This window comes from Pseudomonas sp. BN607 (genome assembly GCF_029871175.1).
In the GTDB taxonomy this organism is placed as follows: Bacteria; Pseudomonadota; Gammaproteobacteria; order Pseudomonadales; family Pseudomonadaceae; genus Aquipseudomonas.
In genome coordinates this window covers 87,245-103,480 of record NZ_SSOE01000069.1, presented here as the reverse complement: position 1 = coordinate 103,480, position 16,236 = coordinate 87,245, and the positions used below count along the sequence as shown (strand labels likewise).

The following is a 16,236-nucleotide window of genomic DNA, read 5'->3' as shown; positions in this document are numbered from 1 at the left end:
TTCGAACCTGCGACCGCTCGGTTCGTAGCCGAGTACTCTATCCAGCTGAGCTATGAGTCCGTGTCTTGCCGCGCATTATAGGTCGCTGAAACATTTTTGCAAGAAGCTTTTCGTTGTAAAACAACTACTTAGCGCTCTTACCGTTTACAGCGCCCTACGCAAATAATGGCGGTGAAGGGGGGATTCGAACCCCCGATACCCTTATGAGGTATACTCCCTTAGCAGGGGAGCGCCTTCGGCCACTCGGCCACCTCACCGCAACACGAGGCGAATATTAAAGAACCTCTTTCACCTTTGCAACCCTTTTTTTGAAAAAAACTTCAAAAAAATTAAAGGCTTGGCTCTTCATCCTTCTCTTTCTTGATCCGCAGGTAGATTTCCTCGCGGTGAACAGCCACTTCTTTCGGGGCGCTGACGCCAATACGCACCTGGTTGCCCTTTACGCCGAGCACCGTCACGGTGATCTCGCCGTCTCCAATGATCAGGCTCTCGGCGCACCGACGAGTCAGAATCAACATAGCTTTCTCCTTACGCAAAACATTCAGGGGTAACAGTCTGGGGTATCAGGGCCGGTCGCGGACGACGACCTGGCCCGGTTACGCGCCACACAGTGCAGGACAGGGCCTGTACGGCGCGCAGAAACACGAAGGGCGCGGCACCGGCCGCGCCCTTCAAGGGCAGCGCCTTACTCGCCCTGTCGGGCCGGGGCGTCGAGATCGAACGCGGTGTGCAGCGCGCGAACGGCCAGCTCCAGGTACTTCTCTTCGAGCACCACCGAAACCTTGATTTCGGAAGTGGAGATCATCTGGATGTTGATGCTCTCCTTGGCCAGGGCTTCGAACATGCAGCTGGCAACACCAGCGTGCGAACGCATGCCGACACCGACGATCGAGACCTTGGCGATCTTGGTGTCGCCGATCACTTCACGGGCACCGATTTCGCGGGCGGTGTTTTCCAGCACGCTCTGCGCCTTCTCGTACTCATTGCGGTGTACGGTAAAGGTGAAGTCGGTGGTGTTATCGTGAGCAACGTTCTGCACGATCATGTCCACTTCGATGTTCGAAGCACTGATCGGGCCGAGGATCTTGAAGGCCACGCCCGGGGTGTCCGGCACGCCGCGAATGGTCAGCTTGGCTTCATCACGGTTGAAGGCGATACCGGAAATGATCGGCTGTTCCATGGATTCCTCTTCATCAATGGTAATGAGGGTACCTGGACCCTCTTTGAAGCTGTGCAGCACGCGCAGCGGAACGTTGTACTTGCCGGCAAACTCCACAGAACGGATCTGCAGCACCTTGGAGCCGAGGCTGGCCATTTCCAGCATCTCTTCAAAGGTGATCTTCTCCAGGCGACGGGCCTGTGGCACAACGCGCGGGTCAGTGGTGTAGACGCCATCGACATCGGTGTAGATCTGGCACTCGTCAGCCTTCAACGCCGCCGCCAAGGCCACGCCGGTGGTGTCGGAGCCACCACGACCCAAGGTGGTGATGCTGCCGTGCTCGTCCACACCCTGGAAGCCTGCAACCACGACCACGCGGCCTTCCTTGAGGTCGGCACGAATCTTCTGGTCGTCGATTTGCAGGATGCGCGCCTTGTTGTGCGCGCTGTCGGTGAGAATGCGCACCTGGTTGCCGGTGTAGGACACCGCTGGCACACCACGCTTGATCAAGGCCATGGTCAGCAGGGCGATGGTGACCTGCTCACCGGTCGACACGATCACGTCCAGCTCACGCGGAACCGGCTGATCGGTGATCTGCTTGGCCAGGTCGATCAGGCGATTGGTTTCACCGCTCATGGCCGACAGCACAACTACCAGATCGTCGCCCGCTTCACGGTGTTTCTTGACCTTTTCGGCTACCTGCTCGATCCGCTCGATGGAACCGACAGAGGTGCCGCCAAATTTCTGTACGATCAACGCCATTTCAATGGTGCCTCAGCCCATACAGGGCCCCAAAAAACAATCCAACATGAAGGGGTGGACGGGAGTGGCCTGTGTGGCGACTGGCCCCTCCACCCCTTCATCTCAAAGTCCCTGCTCTGCGAATGGCACGGCCAGCGCCAGGGCCTGGTCCAGTGCAGCGACGTCGACGCCACCACCCTGGGCCATGTCCGGACGGCCACCGCCCTTGCCACCCACCGCCGCAGCGGCTTGCTTCATCAGATCGCCAGCCTTGAGTTGGCTGGAGAGGTCCTTGGTCACGCCGGCCACCAGCACGACCTTGCCCTCATGCTCGCTGCCCAGCAGGATCACTGCGTGGCCGAGCTTGTTCTTCAGCTGATCGACCAGGGCCAGCAGGGCCTTGCCATCCTGCCCATCCAGGCGGGCGGCGAGGACCTTGGCACCCTTGACCTCAACGGCCGCGTTGGAGAGATCATCCCCGGCGGCGCTGGCGGCCTTGGCCTGCAGCTGTTCCAGCTGCTTCTCCAGCTGGCGGTTGCGCTCAAGCACAGCCGACAACTTGTCGATCAGGTTGTCGCGGTTACCCTTGACCAGTTGCGCCGCTTCCTTGACCTGCTCTTCGGCAGCGTTCAGGTAGGCCAGCGCAGCAGCACCGGTAACCGCTTCGATGCGGCGCACACCAGAGGCTACGCCGCCTTCGCTGATGATCTTGAACAGGCTGATGTCACCGGTGCGCTTGGCGTGGATACCGCCGCACAGCTCGACCGAGAAATCGCCGCCCATGCTCAGCACACGCACAGTGTCGCCGTACTTCTCGCCAAACAGCGCCATGGCGCCCTTGGCCTTGGCGGTTTCGATGTCGGTCAGCTCGGTTTCAACCGGGGTGTTCTTGCGAATCTCGCGGTTGACGATGTCTTCCAGCTGCTTGATCTGCTCCGGCTTCACCGCTTCGAAGTGGCTGAAGTCGAAACGCAGGCGCTGGCTGTCGACCAGAGAACCCTTCTGCTGTACGTGCTCGCCCAGCACCTGGCGCAATGCTTCGTGCAACAGGTGGGTGGCGGAGTGATTCAACGAGGTGGCGTGCTGAACGTCGGCATCGACCTTGGCCTCGACTGGCGAACCGATCAGCAGCGCACCGCTGGCCACCACGCCGTGGTGCAGGAAGGCGCCGCCGGTCTTGGTGGTATCACGCACGTCAAAGCGTGCAGCACCTGCCTGCAGGAAGCCGCTATCACCGACCTGGCCACCGGACTCGGCGTAGAACGGCGTGCGGTCGAGCACCACAACGCCCTGCTCGCCTTCACCCAGCTGGTCAACGGACTGGCCGTCCTTGTACAGGGCGATGATCTTGCCCTGGCCCTCGGTGGCGTCGTAACCGAGGAACTCGGTAGCGCTGTCGACCTTGACCAGGCTGTTGTAGTCCATGCCGAAGGCGCTGGCGGAACGGGCACGCTCACGCTGGGCGTCCATTTCACGCTCGAAGCCGGCTTCGTCGATGGTCAGCTCGCGCTCACGGGCGATGTCGGCAGTCAGGTCCATCGGGAAGCCGTAGGTGTCGTACAGCTTGAACACCACGTCGCCCGGTACCACGTCGCCCTGCAGCTGGGCCAGGTCCTGCTCGAGGATGCGCAGGCCTTGCTCCAGGGTCTTGGCGAACTGCTCTTCTTCGGCTTTGAGCACGCGCTCGATGTGCGCCTGCTGGCTCTTCAGCTCCGGGAAGGCTTCGCCCATTTCGGCGACCAGGGCCGCAACGATCTGGTAGAAGAAGCTGCCCTTGGCGCCCAGCTTGTTGCCGTGGCGGCAAGCGCGGCGAATGATGCGGCGCAGTACGTACCCGCGGCCTTCGTTGGACGGCAGCACGCCGTCGGCAATCAGGAAGCCGCACGAACGGATGTGGTCGGCGACCACTTTCAGCGAGGCCTGGCCGTCATTGCTGCAACCGATGGCCTTGGCTGCGGCAGCCAGCAGGTTCTGGAACAGGTCGATCTCGTAGTTCGAGTGCACGTGCTGCAGCACGGCGCTGACGCGCTCCAGGCCCATGCCGGTGTCCACCGACGGGGCTGGCAGCGGGTGCAGCACGCCATCGGCGGTGCGGTTGAACTGCATGAAGACGTTGTTCCAGATCTCGATGTAGCGGTCACCGTCTTCTTCTGGCGAGCCGGGTGGGCCGCCCCAGATATCCGCGCCGTGGTCGTAGAAGATCTCGGTGCAAGGGCCGCACGGGCCGGTATCGCCCATGGTCCAGAAGTTGTCGGAAGCGTATGGCGCGCCCTTGTTGTCGCCAATGCGCACCATGCGCTCTGCCGGCACGCCAACTTCCTTGGTCCAGATGTCGTAGGCTTCGTCGTCAGTGGCGTAGACGGTGACCCAGAGCTTTTCCTTGGGCAGGTTCAGCCATTTGTCCGAGGTCAGGAACGTCCAGGCGAACGTGATGGCATCGCGCTTGAAATAGTCGCCGAAGCTGAAGTTGCCCAGCATTTCGAAGAAGGTATGGTGACGCGCGGTGTAACCGACGTTTTCCAGGTCGTTGTGCTTGCCGCCCGCCCGCACGCACTTCTGGCTGCTGACCGCACGGGTGTAGGCACGCTTCTCTGCGCCGAGGAAGCAGTCCTTGAACTGGTTCATGCCTGCGTTGGTGAACAGCAGGGTCGGGTCGTTGTTCGGGATCAGCGAACTGGAGGCGACTCGGGTATGGCCCTGCTCTTCGAAGAAGCGAAGGAAGGCTTCACGGATTTCTGCGCTTTTCATAGGTTCTTCCACGGAAACGGCGGCCCTGTTGGGCAAACGCGTCGACGAAACGACGGCAAAGGGCCGCATTATATCGGTCCTGCGGTCTCGATGCAGTGTGTTTATACGATTGAAACCATCGTTTGGACGGTTTTTCGGGCTATGCAAACGAAAACGACATGACCGGATGCTAAATCCTGTGTTTCGCCACTGGCAAGCCAATTACCGCTTATGGGGAGGGAAAATGGAACAGGCGGTGAATTAAAAGGTTTTCATCATGGATAGGATCCGAAACTGCATCACCCGCGAAGCGGGTGACCCCCGCCTCAGCCCAGCCGCTGCCCAGAGTCCGGCACGATCAGGATCCCGGCGCGCAGGCCGTTCCTGACCTTGGGGTTGGGGAAGATGATGCGCGCGCCCTCCTCCTCGACCACCCAACGCATCTCGGCCAGGTCTTCAGCCAGCAGGTAGCCCTTGCTCAGCTCGGAGAAGTTCTCGATGTCCGCTGGCAGGTGCAGGTGGAAACTGTCGCTGTGCTTGATGATCTCGCGGGCGACACTGAACAGCTGCAGACCATCCAGCGAGCCCTCACCCTCTGGCTCGGTATGTTCGATGATGCGGATAAGCCGCTCTTCGAGCTTGTCGAGGTTGACCTGCTCGTTCTGGCCGAACGGGCGTGCTTTGCCCAGCTCCAGAGTGAAAGCTTCTGCTTCCAGCTGCTCGTAGGTGAAGGCGCTGAAGGTGATGGACGACTTGCTCTGCAGCAACACGGCCTCCATGCCCGCTGCGGCCAGCCGTGCCAACTCGCGGCGGGAATGCTTGCGCCCTTCCTTATAAGGGTACAAGGCAAACTGCTCGATCTTTGAGCCCCGGATGGCAGTGTGCAGGTCGTAATGGAGGCGACTGCGCCCCGGCTTGCTGAAAAATACCCGGGCGAATTGCTCCAGCTCCGCAGCACGCAATGCCTCAAACCCGCTGGACAGCTCATGCCGGCCATTGAACAGGCGGTTGATGTCCTGCTCGATGAAGCGCTCGCCCTTGCGGATTGCCGGTGGGTTGCCGAACAGGAACAACACCCGCGCCTTGGGCTTTATCTTGCCATTGGCCACGCCGTGCAGCAGCCGTTCGAGCAACTCGATCGGCGCCGTTTCGTTGCCATGGATGCCGGCCGACAACAGCAAGTCCAGCCCGCAATCATCGGTTTCGGCCGGGCGCACCTCGAGTGCGCCCTCTCCCAACCAGCGCAAACGCGCCCCCTTGGGTGTCACTTGGGTCTTCTCGGCCGGTTCGTGATCGGTGAGGGTCAGCTCAAGCAATTTGCCAAGGGCGAGCATAGGGACTTCCTTAGTGTGTATGGCCGCAGTCGGGGCCATGGACGTGATCGTCGTCTTCAGCGACTTCGGCCGGCTCCATTTCCAGCTGCAGGCTGACCAGGTTGGTGGCCATCGGGCGCAGCAGCAAGTTGGCGTACTCGGTGTCGTCTTCCTCGACATCCACGCCGATCAGCAACTGGCCACGGCCGTCCTGCTGAATCCACACTTCCTTGCCTTGCCACACTACGGCGAACCGGGTGCAGGAGGTTTCCAGCTGGGTGCCGTCTTCGTCTTCGAGGATCAGGCGCAGGGCGTCGGTCATTACAATTCTCTCTTCAAGGTTGGCGTTGGAACGGGTACACCGAGCCCAACTTCAGGATCTGGGTCAAGTCGTCCAGTGCCGTACGGCATTCCAGCAGCAGTTGCGGGTCGGCCAGGTCCGCCTCGACGAGGCGGTCGCGATAGTGCTTGTCGACCCACTGCAACAGGGTGTCGTACAGCGGGGCGGTCATGATAACGCCTTGGTTGACCGCCGCCAGTTCCGTTTCCTTCAATGCCACACGCAAACGCAGGCAAGCCGGCCCACCGCCGTTCTGCATGCTTTGCTTGAGGTCGAACACCTTGACCTCCTTCACCGGGCCGCCCTGGCTGGTCAGCTGGCCGAGGTAGGCCCAGACCCGCTCGTTGTTGCGGCATTCTTCCGGCACCACCAGCAGCATGGAGCCGTCATCACGGCTGAGCAGCTGGCTGTTGAACAGGTAGGAACGCACCGCGTCCTCTACCGTCACCGCCGCCCGGGGCACGCAGATGGCTTGAAAGTTGCCACCCTTGCTGGCCAGTTTAGCTTGCAGCTGGCCGAGTACCGCGTCGGTCTCGAGGAACGCGTCCTCGTGGTAGAACAGCACCTCCCCGTTCCCCACCGCAATTACGTCATTGTGGAACACCCCCTGGTCAATCACCGCCGGATTCTGTTGAGCGTAGACCACACCGTCATCGCTCAACCCATGCAACCGGGCCACGGCTTGCGAGGCCTCCAGGGTTTGCCGGGCCGGGTATTTCTGCGGTGCCGGGTAACGGTTGTCGAAGGCACTGCGGCCATAGACGAAAAACTCCACGCCAGCTTCGCCATAGTCGCGGCAGAAGCGCGTGTGGTTGGCAGCGCCCTCGTCACCGAACTGTGCCACGGCAGGCAGCGCTGCATGGTGGGCAAAGTGTTGCTCATGGTTGAACATGGCGCCGAGCACGCGGCTGGTGGTCGGGTGCTCGATGCTGCGGTGGTACTTGCAGTTGAGGTTGGCGGCAGTGAAATGCACGCGCCCATCGGCCGTGTCGGCGCTGGGGCTGACCGTGGCGGCGTTCGCCACCCACATGCTTGATGCCGAGCAACTGGCCACCAGCAACGGCATGGCTTCCTTGGCAGCCCGCTGGATCACTTCGGCATCGCTGCCACTGAAGCCCAGGCGGCGCAGCGCGGCCACGTCCGGGCGCTCCTGCGGCGCCAGTACGCCCTGCTTGAAGCCCATGTCGGCCAGCGCCTTCATCTTCGCCAGCCCTTGGCGCGCGGCCTCTCGCGGGTTGGACCCCTGCTGGCTGTTGCTCTGCGAAGCCACGTTGCCATAGGACAGGCCGCCGTAGTTGTGGGTAGGCCCCACCAGGCCATCAAAATTCACTTCATAGGATTTCATCGGCTAGGCTCCGTGACCTGTTGTTATAGGGTGACGCCCGGCGTCAGGGTCGCCGGCAAGGCAAGGCTGGCGGCCTCCAGCGAAGCCACGGGGTAAGCGCAGTAGTCAGCCGCGTAATAGGCACTGGCACGGTGGTTGCCACTGGCACCGACGCCACCGAACGGCGCAGTGCTGGCGGCGCCGGTCAGCTGCTTGTTCCAGTTGACGATGCCGGCACGGCTGCGCAGCCAGAAGTACTGGTAGCGGGCGCGCGAGTCGGACAGCAGCCCGGCGGCCAGGCCATACTGGGTGTTGTTGGCCTCATCGATGGCGGCGTCGAAGTCGGGGTAGCGGATCACTTGCAGCAGCGGGCCAAAGAACTCTTCGTCCGGGCGCTCAACCACCGCGGAGACATCGACAATACCCGGGGTCAGCAGCGCGGCATCGGCGTGCGGCTGGGTCATTTCCAGCAGTTTCACCGCCCCCTTGGCAGCCAGTTCAGCCTGGGCCGCCATCAGTGCCCGGGCCGCCTGCAGCGAAATCACCGAGCCCATGAACGGCGCCGGCTGCTCATCGAATGCCCCCACGGTGATGGTTTTGCACACCTCGACCAGGCGGGTGATCAGCGCATCACCCCAGGTACCTTGCGGTACCAGCAGGCGCCGCGCGCAGGTGCAGCGCTGGCCGGCGGAAATGAACGCTGACTGGATAATGGTGTACACCGCCGCATCGACGTCCTTGACCTCATCGACCACCAACGGGTTGTTGCCGCCCATTTCCAGGGCGAGGATCTTGTCCGGGCGCCCGGCGAACTGCTGGTGCAGCAGGTTGCCGGTGCGGCTGGAGCCGGTGAAGAACAGGCCATCGATACCCGGGTTGGCAGCCAGCGCCACGCCGGTTTCACGCGCGCCTTGCAGCAGGTTGAGCACACCCGCCGGCAGGCCGGCGGCGATCCAGCAGTTGACGGTCAGTTCGGCAACCTTGGGGGTCAGCTCGCTGGGCTTGAACACCACGCAGTTGCCGGCCAGCAGCGCCGGCACGATGTGGCCGTTGGGCAAATGGCCGGGGAAGTTGTAGGGCCCGAACACCGCCACCACGCCGTGCGGCTTGTGCCGCAGCACCGCCGTGGCGTCAGCCAGGGGGCCACTTTTCTCGCCCGTGCGCTCACGGTAGCTTTGTACCGAGATGGCCACCTTGTTGATCATGCTGGTGACTTCGGTCGCCGACTCCCACAGCGGCTTGCCGGTTTCCTCGCCAATGCACTGGGCCATGGCTTCGGCATGCACCTTCAACTGCGCGGCAAATTTCTCCAGGACATCAATGCGTGCCTCAAGGCTCAATTGCGCCCACGCCGGGAAAGCCTGACGCGCAGCCTGCACGGCGGCGTCCACCTGACGGGCATCTGCGCCCTGCCCTTGCCAGATCACGGCCTGGGTCACCGGGTTCAGCGACTGCAGGGTTTCGCCCTGGCCGGCCTGCCAATTACCGGCAATGTAATGCGTGGTCATTTATTGGGCCTCCCGGCTAGCCGACAGCGGCACGGCGCGCACATTGTCGCCGGCGCCCATACGCAGGCGCTTGGCAGTCAGCGGGTCGACCACCAGCGTGCCGGCGGCCAGCCGCGCGGGTGCAGCGGTAATGCGGCAGTCGTCGCGCTTGCGGTTATGAATGATGTAGGGGGTAGCGTCATCGCCCGGCGTTCCGACCGCCAGTACCAGGGTCTGGCTCTCGCGCACCGCGCGGATCCTGGCGGTGTCGCATTCGATGGCGGGGCCGGCATCAAAGATGTCGACGTAGCCCTGGTAGTTGAAACCTTCCTGCTTGAGCATGGCCAGCGCCGGCTCGGTGTCCTTGTGCACACGACCTATCACGTTGCGCGCCGCCTCGGACAGGAAGCAGGTATACAGCGGGAATTTGGGCATCAGCTCGGCGATGAACGACTTGTTGCCTACGCCGGTAAGGTAGTCGGCCTGGCTGAACTCCATCTTGAAGAAGTGCCGGCCCAGGCTTTCCCAGAACGGCGAGCGGCCCTGCTCATCGGACATACCGCGCATTTCGGCGATGATCTTCTTGCCGAACAGCTCGGGGAACTCGGCGATGAACAGCATGCGCGCACGCGACAGCAGGCGCCCGTTGAGCCCGGAGCGGTAGTCGCTGCGCAGGAACAGCGAGCACAGCTCGGAGTTGCCGGTCAGGTCGTTGGCCAGGAACAGCGTGGGGATTTCGCGATAGATCTTCAGCTCCTGCGAAGCACTGACGGTAAGGCCGACGCGGTAGTTGTACCAAGGCTCGCGCAGGCCGACGGCACCGGCAATGGCACTGATACCCACCACCATGCCCTCGACGTTTTCCAGCACGAACAGGTAGTCGGTGTCGCCACGCTCGGCTTCGCCGCGGAAGCTCTTTTCCGCCCAGCCAACGCGATGCCGCAGGCGCTCTTCGTTGGCCGGCAGCGTGGTCAGCCCGGTAGTACCGGTGCTGCGTGCCAATTCGATCAACGCAGGCAAATCGCTGCTGCGTACAGGACGAACGATCATGCTATCTCCTTGTGCGGCGGCATCGGCCGGCGCGAAACTCTGCTAACGCATCAATCCCGAAACGTCTGTTGCCAGACCTCAGACCGCCACCAGGCGCACACTGGCGCCCTCGCCCACGCCCAGCGCTTCGGCTGCAGCCACGCTCAGGCTGACCGGCTTGCCCGGCACCCAGTCGAGGTCCAGCAATACCGCGCGGTAGTCCTGCAACTGGCCGTTGCACACCAGATAAGGGCGCCCGCCCTTGGCCGGCGCCTCTTCGATCTTCACCGGCACCACCCGGCTCTGGGCGATCGAGCGAATGCCCGAGGTGCGCGCATGCAAGGTCGGGCCGCCGTCGAAGATGTCGATGTAGTGTTCGGTTTCGAAGCCTTCACGCATGAGGATGTCGAAGGTGATCTGCGCCCGCGGGTGCACCTGGCCCATGGCTTCCTGCGCCAGGTCAGGCAGCAGCGGCACATAGATCGGGTAATGCGGCATCAGTTCGGCGAGGAAGGTACGGCTCTTCAGGCCGCACAGGTGCTCGGCATGGGCATAGTTGAGGTCGAAGAAGTTGCGCCCGATGGCATCCCAGAACGGTGATTCGCCTTGCTCGTCGCTGTAGCCGACGATCTCGGTCACTACCGAGTCGGCGAAGCGCTCCGGGTGTGCCGCCATGAACAGCAGGCGACCGCGCGAGTTGAGCTCCGCCCAGCCGCTGTTCACCAGCTCCGGCAACACATAGAAGCTGGTCAGCAGGCTGTTGCCGGTGAGGTCATGACACAGCGACAGCACGTGAATCTTGTTGTGGATTTTCAGCTCGCGCGAGGCATGCACGAAGGTCTCGTTACGAAAGCTGTAGAACGGCTCGGAGTAGCCGGCCGAAGCGACGATGGCCGAGCAGCCGGCAAGCTTGCCGGTCTCGCTGTCTTCGAGCACGAAGAAGTAGCTTTCTTCACCGTTGAAGCTGACCTCTGCGGCGAAGGAAGTCTCGGAGGCGGCAATCTTGTCGCCCAGACGAGCGGTGTCGTCCGGCAGCGAGGTGACACCAATGGGGCTGTCTGCAGCCATGCGCTGCACTTCGTTCAGATCAGCCATTTGCGCGGGGCGCATCACCAGCATGGTGTCACTCCTTTGGAATACGGGCCGCTCATGGCGGCACGGAAAAACGGCAGGCACACGGGCACCTGCACTGGAATCGGGTATCGCCGGCCCGGCACAACCCTGGCCGGGGCCGGCGAAGGGACCGCAGGCGTATCAGCCTTGGGTCAGGGTAGCCACGGCACGCTCGAAGCGGTCCAGGCCTTCATCGATATCGGCGTCTTCCACTACCAGGCTTGGCGCGAAGCGAACCACGTCCGGGCCGGCCTGCAGCACCATCACGCCTTCCTTTTCGGCGGCATTGAGTACGTCCTTGGCCTTGCCCTGCCAGGCTTCGGTCAGCACGCAGCCCAGCAGCAGGCCAACGCCGCGCACTTGGCTGAACAGGCTGTACTTCTGGCCGATCTGCTCCAGGCGGGTCTTGAAACGCGCGTGCTTGGCCTTGATGCCAGCCAGGGTTTCAGGGGTGTTGACCACGTCCAGTACCGCGCAAGCAACGGCGCAGCCCAGTGGGTTGCCGCCGTAGGTGGTGCCGTGGGTACCGACAGCCAGGTGCTTGGCCAGCTCGCTGGTGGTCAGCATGGCGCCGATCGGGAAACCACCGCCCAGGCTCTTGGCGCTGGTCAGGATGTCTGGGGTCACGCCGAAGTGCTGGTAGGCATACAGCGAGCCGGTACGGCCTACGCCGGTCTGCACCTCGTCGAAGATCAGCAGGGCGTTGTGCTCGTCACACAGCTTGCGCGCGCCTTCCAGGTAGGCCTTGTCGGCCGGCACCACGCCGCTTTCGCCCTGGATCGGCTCGATCACCACGGCGCAGGTCTTGTCGGAAATCTGTGCCTTCAGCGCTTCCAGGTCGTTGTAGGGCACGTGGCTGATGCCAGTGATCTTCGGGCCGAAACCATCGGAGTACTTCGGCTGGCCGCCGACACTGACGGTAAACAGGGTACGGCCGTGGAAGCTGTTCACGGTGGCGATGATTTCGTGCTTTTCCGGGCCGAAGCGGTCATGGGCAACGCGACGGGCCAGCTTGAAGGCGGCCTCGTTGGACTCGGCACCGGAGTTGCAGAAGAACGCACGGTCGGCAAAGGTGGCGTCCACCAGCTTGTGCGCCAGGCGCAGGGCCGGCTCGTTGGTGAATACGTTGGAGACGTGCCAGAGGGTGTTGGCCTGTTCGGTCAGGGCCTTGACCAGTGCCGGGTGGCAGTGGCCCAAAGCATTTACCGCGATGCCGCCGGCAAAGTCGATCAGCTCGCGACCCGACTGGTCCCAGACACGGGAACCCTCGCCTCGCACAGGAATGAAGGCCGCCGGAGAATAATTGGGGACCATGACCTGGTCGAAATCGGCACGTTGCACCGGGGCTTGCTCAACGGACATCTGATGAGTCTCCTGAAGAGGAACGCTGGCCTGGAAGTGGCAAGCGATGGGGGGATTGTAAGGACTGATCCGCGCCTGTCCTTGCGGCCAAGCGACAACTTGTTACAGCGCAAAACCCAGTTTTGACAAGGCTTTCGGCAATGCGACAAACACTGTCGCAATCGCGCAGTGTACGGGAGAGCGGGGGCTGGGTGAACGGGTGTTCACAGGCAAAGTGGAGAGGGTCGCGGGTGTGAGGCGTTGTTTTTGTGTTGTGCCGGATATCGAGCGCCGCCCGCGTGGCGCTCGATATCCGCCCTCCCGAAAGCTCAGCCTTTTTCAGCCGGCGCCGAGCTCAACTCAAACGGGCTGCTGCTGCGACGCTGATTACGGTCTTCGCGCGGCGTCGCACCAAAGAAGTTGCGATACGCACTGGAGAAATGCGGCCCCGAGGAGAAACCACAGGACAAGCCAATCTGGATGATCGATTTGCTGGTCTGCATCAGCATCTGACGCGCCTTGTTCAGCCGCAGCTCCAGGTAGTACTGGCTCGGCACGCGGTTCAGGTACTGCTTGAAGATGCGCTCCAGCTGCCGGCGCGAAACGCACACGTGCTGGGCAATTTCGTCGGTGGTCAGCGGCTCTTCGATGTTGGCTTCCATCAGCAACACCGCCTGGGTCAGCTTGGGATGACTGGAGCCCAGGCGGTTCTGCAGCGGAATGCGCTGGCGCTCGCCGCCTTCGCGGATACGCTCGACAACCAGCTCCTCCGACACCGCACCGGCCAGCTCCGCACCATGGTCGCGCGCCAACACTGCCAGCAGCAGGTCGGTCACGGCCATGCCGCCGCAAGCCGTCAGGCGGTCGCGGTCCCAGTCAAACAGGTGACTGGTGGCGATGACCTTGGGGAAGCGCTCGGCAAAGTCATCCTGCCAGCGCCAATGCACGGCCGCCCGATAACCGTCGAGCAGGCCCAGCATCGCCAGCGGATACACCCCGGCAGACAGCCCGCCGATCATGCAGCCACTGCGTGCCAGCTGCTTGAGCGCCGCCGACAATGCAGCACCCACCGCCACAGGCGGCTCGTCAGCCAGCAGGAACAATTTGTGGTAGCCCTCCAGGCGGCCGTTCCACGGTTCGCCCGGCAATCGCCAGGCACCCTCCTGGGCAGGCTCGGCCTGCAGGAAGGCCATTTCGTAGACGACATCCGGATGCACCCGCTGCGCCACCTGCAACACTTCCTCGGCCAGCGCCAGGGTCAAAGGCCTGGTGCTGGGCCAGATGAGAAAACCGATTCGCTGGGTGCTCATAGGGTACGGTCCGAAACCTGAGGTCGTTCGAGTCTGTGCGCCGGGTCAGGCTGCGCTCGCCGCGCAGCATGCCCTATTCTGGTGCAAAAATGCAGCTTTTACTTCAGGCTGCCCGAAAGGAACTGCTTCAAGCGCTCCGACTGCGGGTTGGCCAGCACTTCGCGCGGGCAGCCGGTTTCTTCCACCAGGCCCTTGTGCAGGAACACCAACTGGTTGGACACCTCGCGGGCAAAACCCATTTCGTGGGTGACCACGACCATGGTTCGGCCTTCCTGCGCCAACGCCTGCATCACCTTCAGCACATCGCCGACCAGCTCCGGGTCGAGCGCCGAGGTCGGCTCGTCGAACAGCATGACCTCCGGCTCCATGGCCAGCGCACGGGCAATTGCCACACGTTGTTGCTCACCACCGGACATGTGCCCCGGGAAGGCATCCTTGCGATGGGCAACACCCACCTTGGCCAGGTAATGCTCGGCCTTTTCCAGGGCTTCCTTCTTGTTCACGCCCAGCACATGCACCGGCGCTTCGATGATGTTTTCAAGTGCAGTCATGTGCGACCACAGGTTGAAGTGCTGGAACACCATCGACAGACGCGAGCGCATACGCTGCAGCTGGCGCGGGTCGGCAGCCTTCAGCGCGCCGTCCTTGCCGGCGACCAGCTTCAGTTCTTCGTTGTTGAGCAGGATCTTGCCGGCGTGCGGCTGCTCCAGCAGGTTGATGCAGCGCAGGAAGGTCGACTTGCCCGAACCGCTGGAGCCGATGATGCTGATGACGTCGCCGGCCTTGGCCGCCAGCGACACGCCCTTGAGCACTTCGTGGCTGCCATAGCGCTTGTGCAGGTCTTGGACTTCGAGTTTGTACATGCTGTCGATTCTCACAAAGCGGTCAGTGCTTGCGCGGCGCCAGGTAGCCGAGCCAGCGGCGTTCGGCCATCTTGAACAGGCGCACCAGGATGAAGGTCAGGCACAGGTAGAACACGCCCGCCGTGATGTAGGCCTCGAAAGGCAGGTAGTACTGGGCATTGACCGTGCGCGCGGCACCGGTGATGTCGATCAGGGTAACGATCGACGCCAGGCTGGTGGTCTGCAGCATCATGATCACTTCGTTGCTGTACTGCGGCAGCGCCCGGCGCAGGGCCGATGGCAGCAGGATACGGCGGTACATTTTCATGCGCGACATGCCCATGGCCTTGGCCGCCTCGATTTCGCCGTGCGGCGTGGCCTTCAGGCTGCCGGCAATGATCTCGGCGGTGTAGGCACTGGTGTTGATGCCGAACGCCAGGCAAGCGCAGAAGGTGGCGCTGGACAGCAGCGGCCAGAATACGCTTGCCCGCACAGCCTCGAACTGGGCCAGGCCATAGTAGATCAGGAACAGCTGCACCAGCATTGGCGTACCGCGAATCACGTAGGTGTACAGCCATGCGGTCATGTTGACCAGCGGCTGCTTGGACACCCGCATCAGGCCCAGCGGTATGGCCGCCAACAGGCCGAAAAATAGCGAAATCGCCAGCAGCTTGAGGGTGGTCAGCAGGCCGCCGAAGTACAGCGGCAGTGCCTCCCAGACGACGTTGTAGTCGAAAATCATAGTTCAGCCACCTTGACGCCCACCGAGTAGCGGCGCTCCAGATACTTCAGCGCCAGCAACGAGACACTGGTCAGCACCAGGTACAGCGCCGCCACAGCCAGGAAGAAGGTGAAAGGCTCGCGGGTGGCATCGGCCGCCTGCTTGGCCTTGAACATCATGTCCTGCAGGCCGACGACCGAGATCAGCGCGGTGGCCTTGGTCAGTACCAGCCAGTTGTTGGTGAAGCCCGGAATGGCCAGGCGAATCATTTGCGGCACCTGGATGCGGAAGAACACCTGCCGCGGGCTCATGCCATAGGCCACGCCGGCCTCGGCCTGGCCCTTGGGGATGCCCAGGAACGCGCCACGGAAGGTTTCCGACAGGTAGGCGCCAAAGATGAAGCCCAGGGTACCGATGCCCGCGATCAGCGGGTTCAGGTCAATGTAGTCTTCGTAGCCGAGCAGCGGTGCCACCCGGTTGATGATGTCTTGCCCGCCGTAGAAGATCAGCAGGATCAGGACCAGGTCCGGAATGCCACGGATCACCGTGGAATACAGGTCGCCCAGCCAGGCCAGCCAGCGCACCGGCGACAAGCGCAGCGCCACACCGATCAGGCCGAGCACGATGGCCAGGGCCATCGACGACAGGGCGAGCTGCAGCGTCAGCCACGCCCCGTCGAGGATGACTGCCCCGTAGCCTTTCAACATGATGAGGTCCTCGACCTAGAGAATGAAAAATGGTGCAAACCTCAGAGCCTCTGCTGTTTGCACCATTGCACAGGTGAAACCC

14 protein-coding genes and 1 tRNA gene are annotated in these 16,236 nt (G+C 62.6%); all 15 read right to left on the bottom strand.

Annotated elements, in window-relative coordinates:
* Positions 1-166 precede the first annotated feature (166 nt).
* Positions 167-257, bottom strand: a tRNA-Ser gene (locus tag E8E68_RS26365).
* Between the two features lie 72 nt (positions 258-329).
* The gene (gene csrA, locus E8E68_RS26360) at positions 330-518 is read right to left on the bottom strand and encodes a carbon storage regulator CsrA (RefSeq protein ID WP_003254503.1); all 189 of its coding nucleotides are present in this window, start codon (positions 516-518) and stop codon (positions 330-332) included.
* Between the two features lie 167 nt (positions 519-685).
* On the bottom strand, positions 686-1,921 hold the full coding sequence (locus E8E68_RS26355) for an aspartate kinase (protein WP_110743647.1): 1,236 nt from the start codon (positions 1,919-1,921) through the stop codon (positions 686-688).
* A gap of 102 nt (positions 1,922-2,023) precedes the next feature.
* The gene (gene alaS, locus E8E68_RS26350) at positions 2,024-4,648 is read right to left on the bottom strand and encodes an alanine--tRNA ligase (RefSeq protein WP_146230340.1); all 2,625 of its coding nucleotides are present in this window, start codon (positions 4,646-4,648) and stop codon (positions 2,024-2,026) included.
* 305 nt (positions 4,649-4,953) lie between these two features.
* On the bottom strand, positions 4,954-5,961 hold the full coding sequence (astE, locus tag E8E68_RS26345) for a succinylglutamate desuccinylase (protein ID WP_266028856.1): 1,008 nt from the start codon (positions 5,959-5,961) through the stop codon (positions 4,954-4,956).
* 10 nt (positions 5,962-5,971) lie between these two features.
* On the bottom strand, positions 5,972-6,262 hold the full coding sequence (locus E8E68_RS26340) for a topoisomerase II (protein WP_110743650.1): 291 nt from the start codon (positions 6,260-6,262) through the stop codon (positions 5,972-5,974).
* Positions 6,263-6,275: 13 nt separating this feature from the next.
* A complete protein-coding gene (gene astB / locus E8E68_RS26335) occupies positions 6,276-7,625 on the bottom strand; it encodes an N-succinylarginine dihydrolase (RefSeq protein ID WP_280346199.1) in 1,350 nt (449 codons plus the stop codon).
* Positions 7,626-7,648: 23 nt separating this feature from the next.
* A complete protein-coding gene (gene astD, locus E8E68_RS26330) occupies positions 7,649-9,112 on the bottom strand; it encodes a succinylglutamate-semialdehyde dehydrogenase (RefSeq protein ID WP_280346196.1) in 1,464 nt (487 codons plus the stop codon).
* Positions 9,113-10,141: an arginine N-succinyltransferase gene (astA, locus tag E8E68_RS26325; protein ID WP_280346194.1), complete on the bottom strand. Its 1,029-nt coding sequence runs from the start codon at positions 10,139-10,141 to the stop codon at positions 9,113-9,115.
* 78 nt (positions 10,142-10,219) lie between these two features.
* Positions 10,220-11,239 (bottom strand): arginine/ornithine succinyltransferase subunit alpha, encoded by a 1,020-nt coding sequence (aruF, locus tag E8E68_RS26320; RefSeq protein ID WP_110743654.1) that lies wholly within the window; start codon positions 11,237-11,239, stop codon positions 10,220-10,222.
* A 135-nt stretch (positions 11,240-11,374) separates the two neighbouring features.
* Complete coding sequence (locus tag E8E68_RS26315) at positions 11,375-12,595, bottom strand: aspartate aminotransferase family protein (protein WP_110743655.1); 1,221 nt, start codon at positions 12,593-12,595, stop codon at positions 11,375-11,377.
* Between the two features lie 308 nt (positions 12,596-12,903).
* Positions 12,904-13,884, bottom strand: coding sequence for a transcriptional regulator ArgR (gene argR, locus E8E68_RS26310; RefSeq protein WP_266028853.1), 981 nt, complete (start codon positions 13,882-13,884; stop codon positions 12,904-12,906).
* Between the two features lie 98 nt (positions 13,885-13,982).
* The gene (locus E8E68_RS26305; protein WP_016711851.1) at positions 13,983-14,747 is read right to left on the bottom strand and encodes an ABC transporter ATP-binding protein; all 765 of its coding nucleotides are present in this window, start codon (positions 14,745-14,747) and stop codon (positions 13,983-13,985) included.
* 22 nt (positions 14,748-14,769) lie between these two features.
* On the bottom strand, positions 14,770-15,468 hold the full coding sequence (locus tag E8E68_RS26300) for an ABC transporter permease (protein ID WP_110743657.1): 699 nt from the start codon (positions 15,466-15,468) through the stop codon (positions 14,770-14,772).
* Positions 15,465-16,154, bottom strand: coding sequence for an ABC transporter permease (locus E8E68_RS26295; protein WP_003254523.1), 690 nt, complete (start codon positions 16,152-16,154; stop codon positions 15,465-15,467). Before E8E68_RS26295 ends, E8E68_RS26300 begins: the two co-directional genes overlap by 4 nt.
* Between the last annotated feature and the right edge of the window lie 82 nt (positions 16,155-16,236).

What these genes read in the sequence shown, in the direction of transcription:
- E8E68_RS26300 (WP_110743657.1), bottom strand. Translation starts at nt 15,468, where the DNA reads ATGATTTTCGACTACAACGTCGTCTGGGAGGCACTGCCGCTGTACTTC.
- astB (WP_280346199.1), bottom strand. Translation starts at nt 7,625, where the DNA reads ATGAAATCCTATGAAGTGAATTTTGATGGCCTGGTGGGGCCTACCCAC.
- argR (WP_266028853.1), bottom strand. Translation starts at nt 13,884, where the DNA reads ATGAGCACCCAGCGAATCGGTTTTCTCATCTGGCCCAGCACCAGGCCT.
- E8E68_RS26315 (WP_110743655.1), bottom strand. Translation starts at nt 12,595, where the DNA reads ATGTCCGTTGAGCAAGCCCCGGTGCAACGTGCCGATTTCGACCAGGTC.
- E8E68_RS26340 (WP_110743650.1), bottom strand. Translation starts at nt 6,262, where the DNA reads ATGACCGACGCCCTGCGCCTGATCCTCGAAGACGAAGACGGCACCCAG.
- E8E68_RS26295 (WP_003254523.1), bottom strand. Translation starts at nt 16,154, where the DNA reads ATGTTGAAAGGCTACGGGGCAGTCATCCTCGACGGGGCGTGGCTGACG.
- astD (WP_280346196.1), bottom strand. Translation starts at nt 9,112, where the DNA reads ATGACCACGCATTACATTGCCGGTAATTGGCAGGCCGGCCAGGGCGAA.
- astA (WP_280346194.1), bottom strand. Translation starts at nt 10,141, where the DNA reads ATGATCGTTCGTCCTGTACGCAGCAGCGATTTGCCTGCGTTGATCGAA.
- alaS (WP_146230340.1), bottom strand. Translation starts at nt 4,648, where the DNA reads ATGAAAAGCGCAGAAATCCGTGAAGCCTTCCTTCGCTTCTTCGAAGAG.
- astE (WP_266028856.1), bottom strand. Translation starts at nt 5,961, where the DNA reads ATGCTCGCCCTTGGCAAATTGCTTGAGCTGACCCTCACCGATCACGAA.
- E8E68_RS26355 (WP_110743647.1), bottom strand. Translation starts at nt 1,921, where the DNA reads ATGGCGTTGATCGTACAGAAATTTGGCGGCACCTCTGTCGGTTCCATC.
- E8E68_RS26305 (WP_016711851.1), bottom strand. Translation starts at nt 14,747, where the DNA reads ATGTACAAACTCGAAGTCCAAGACCTGCACAAGCGCTATGGCAGCCAC.
- aruF (WP_110743654.1), bottom strand. Translation starts at nt 11,239, where the DNA reads ATGCTGGTGATGCGCCCCGCGCAAATGGCTGATCTGAACGAAGTGCAG.
- csrA (WP_003254503.1), bottom strand. Translation starts at nt 518, where the DNA reads ATGTTGATTCTGACTCGTCGGTGCGCCGAGAGCCTGATCATTGGAGAC.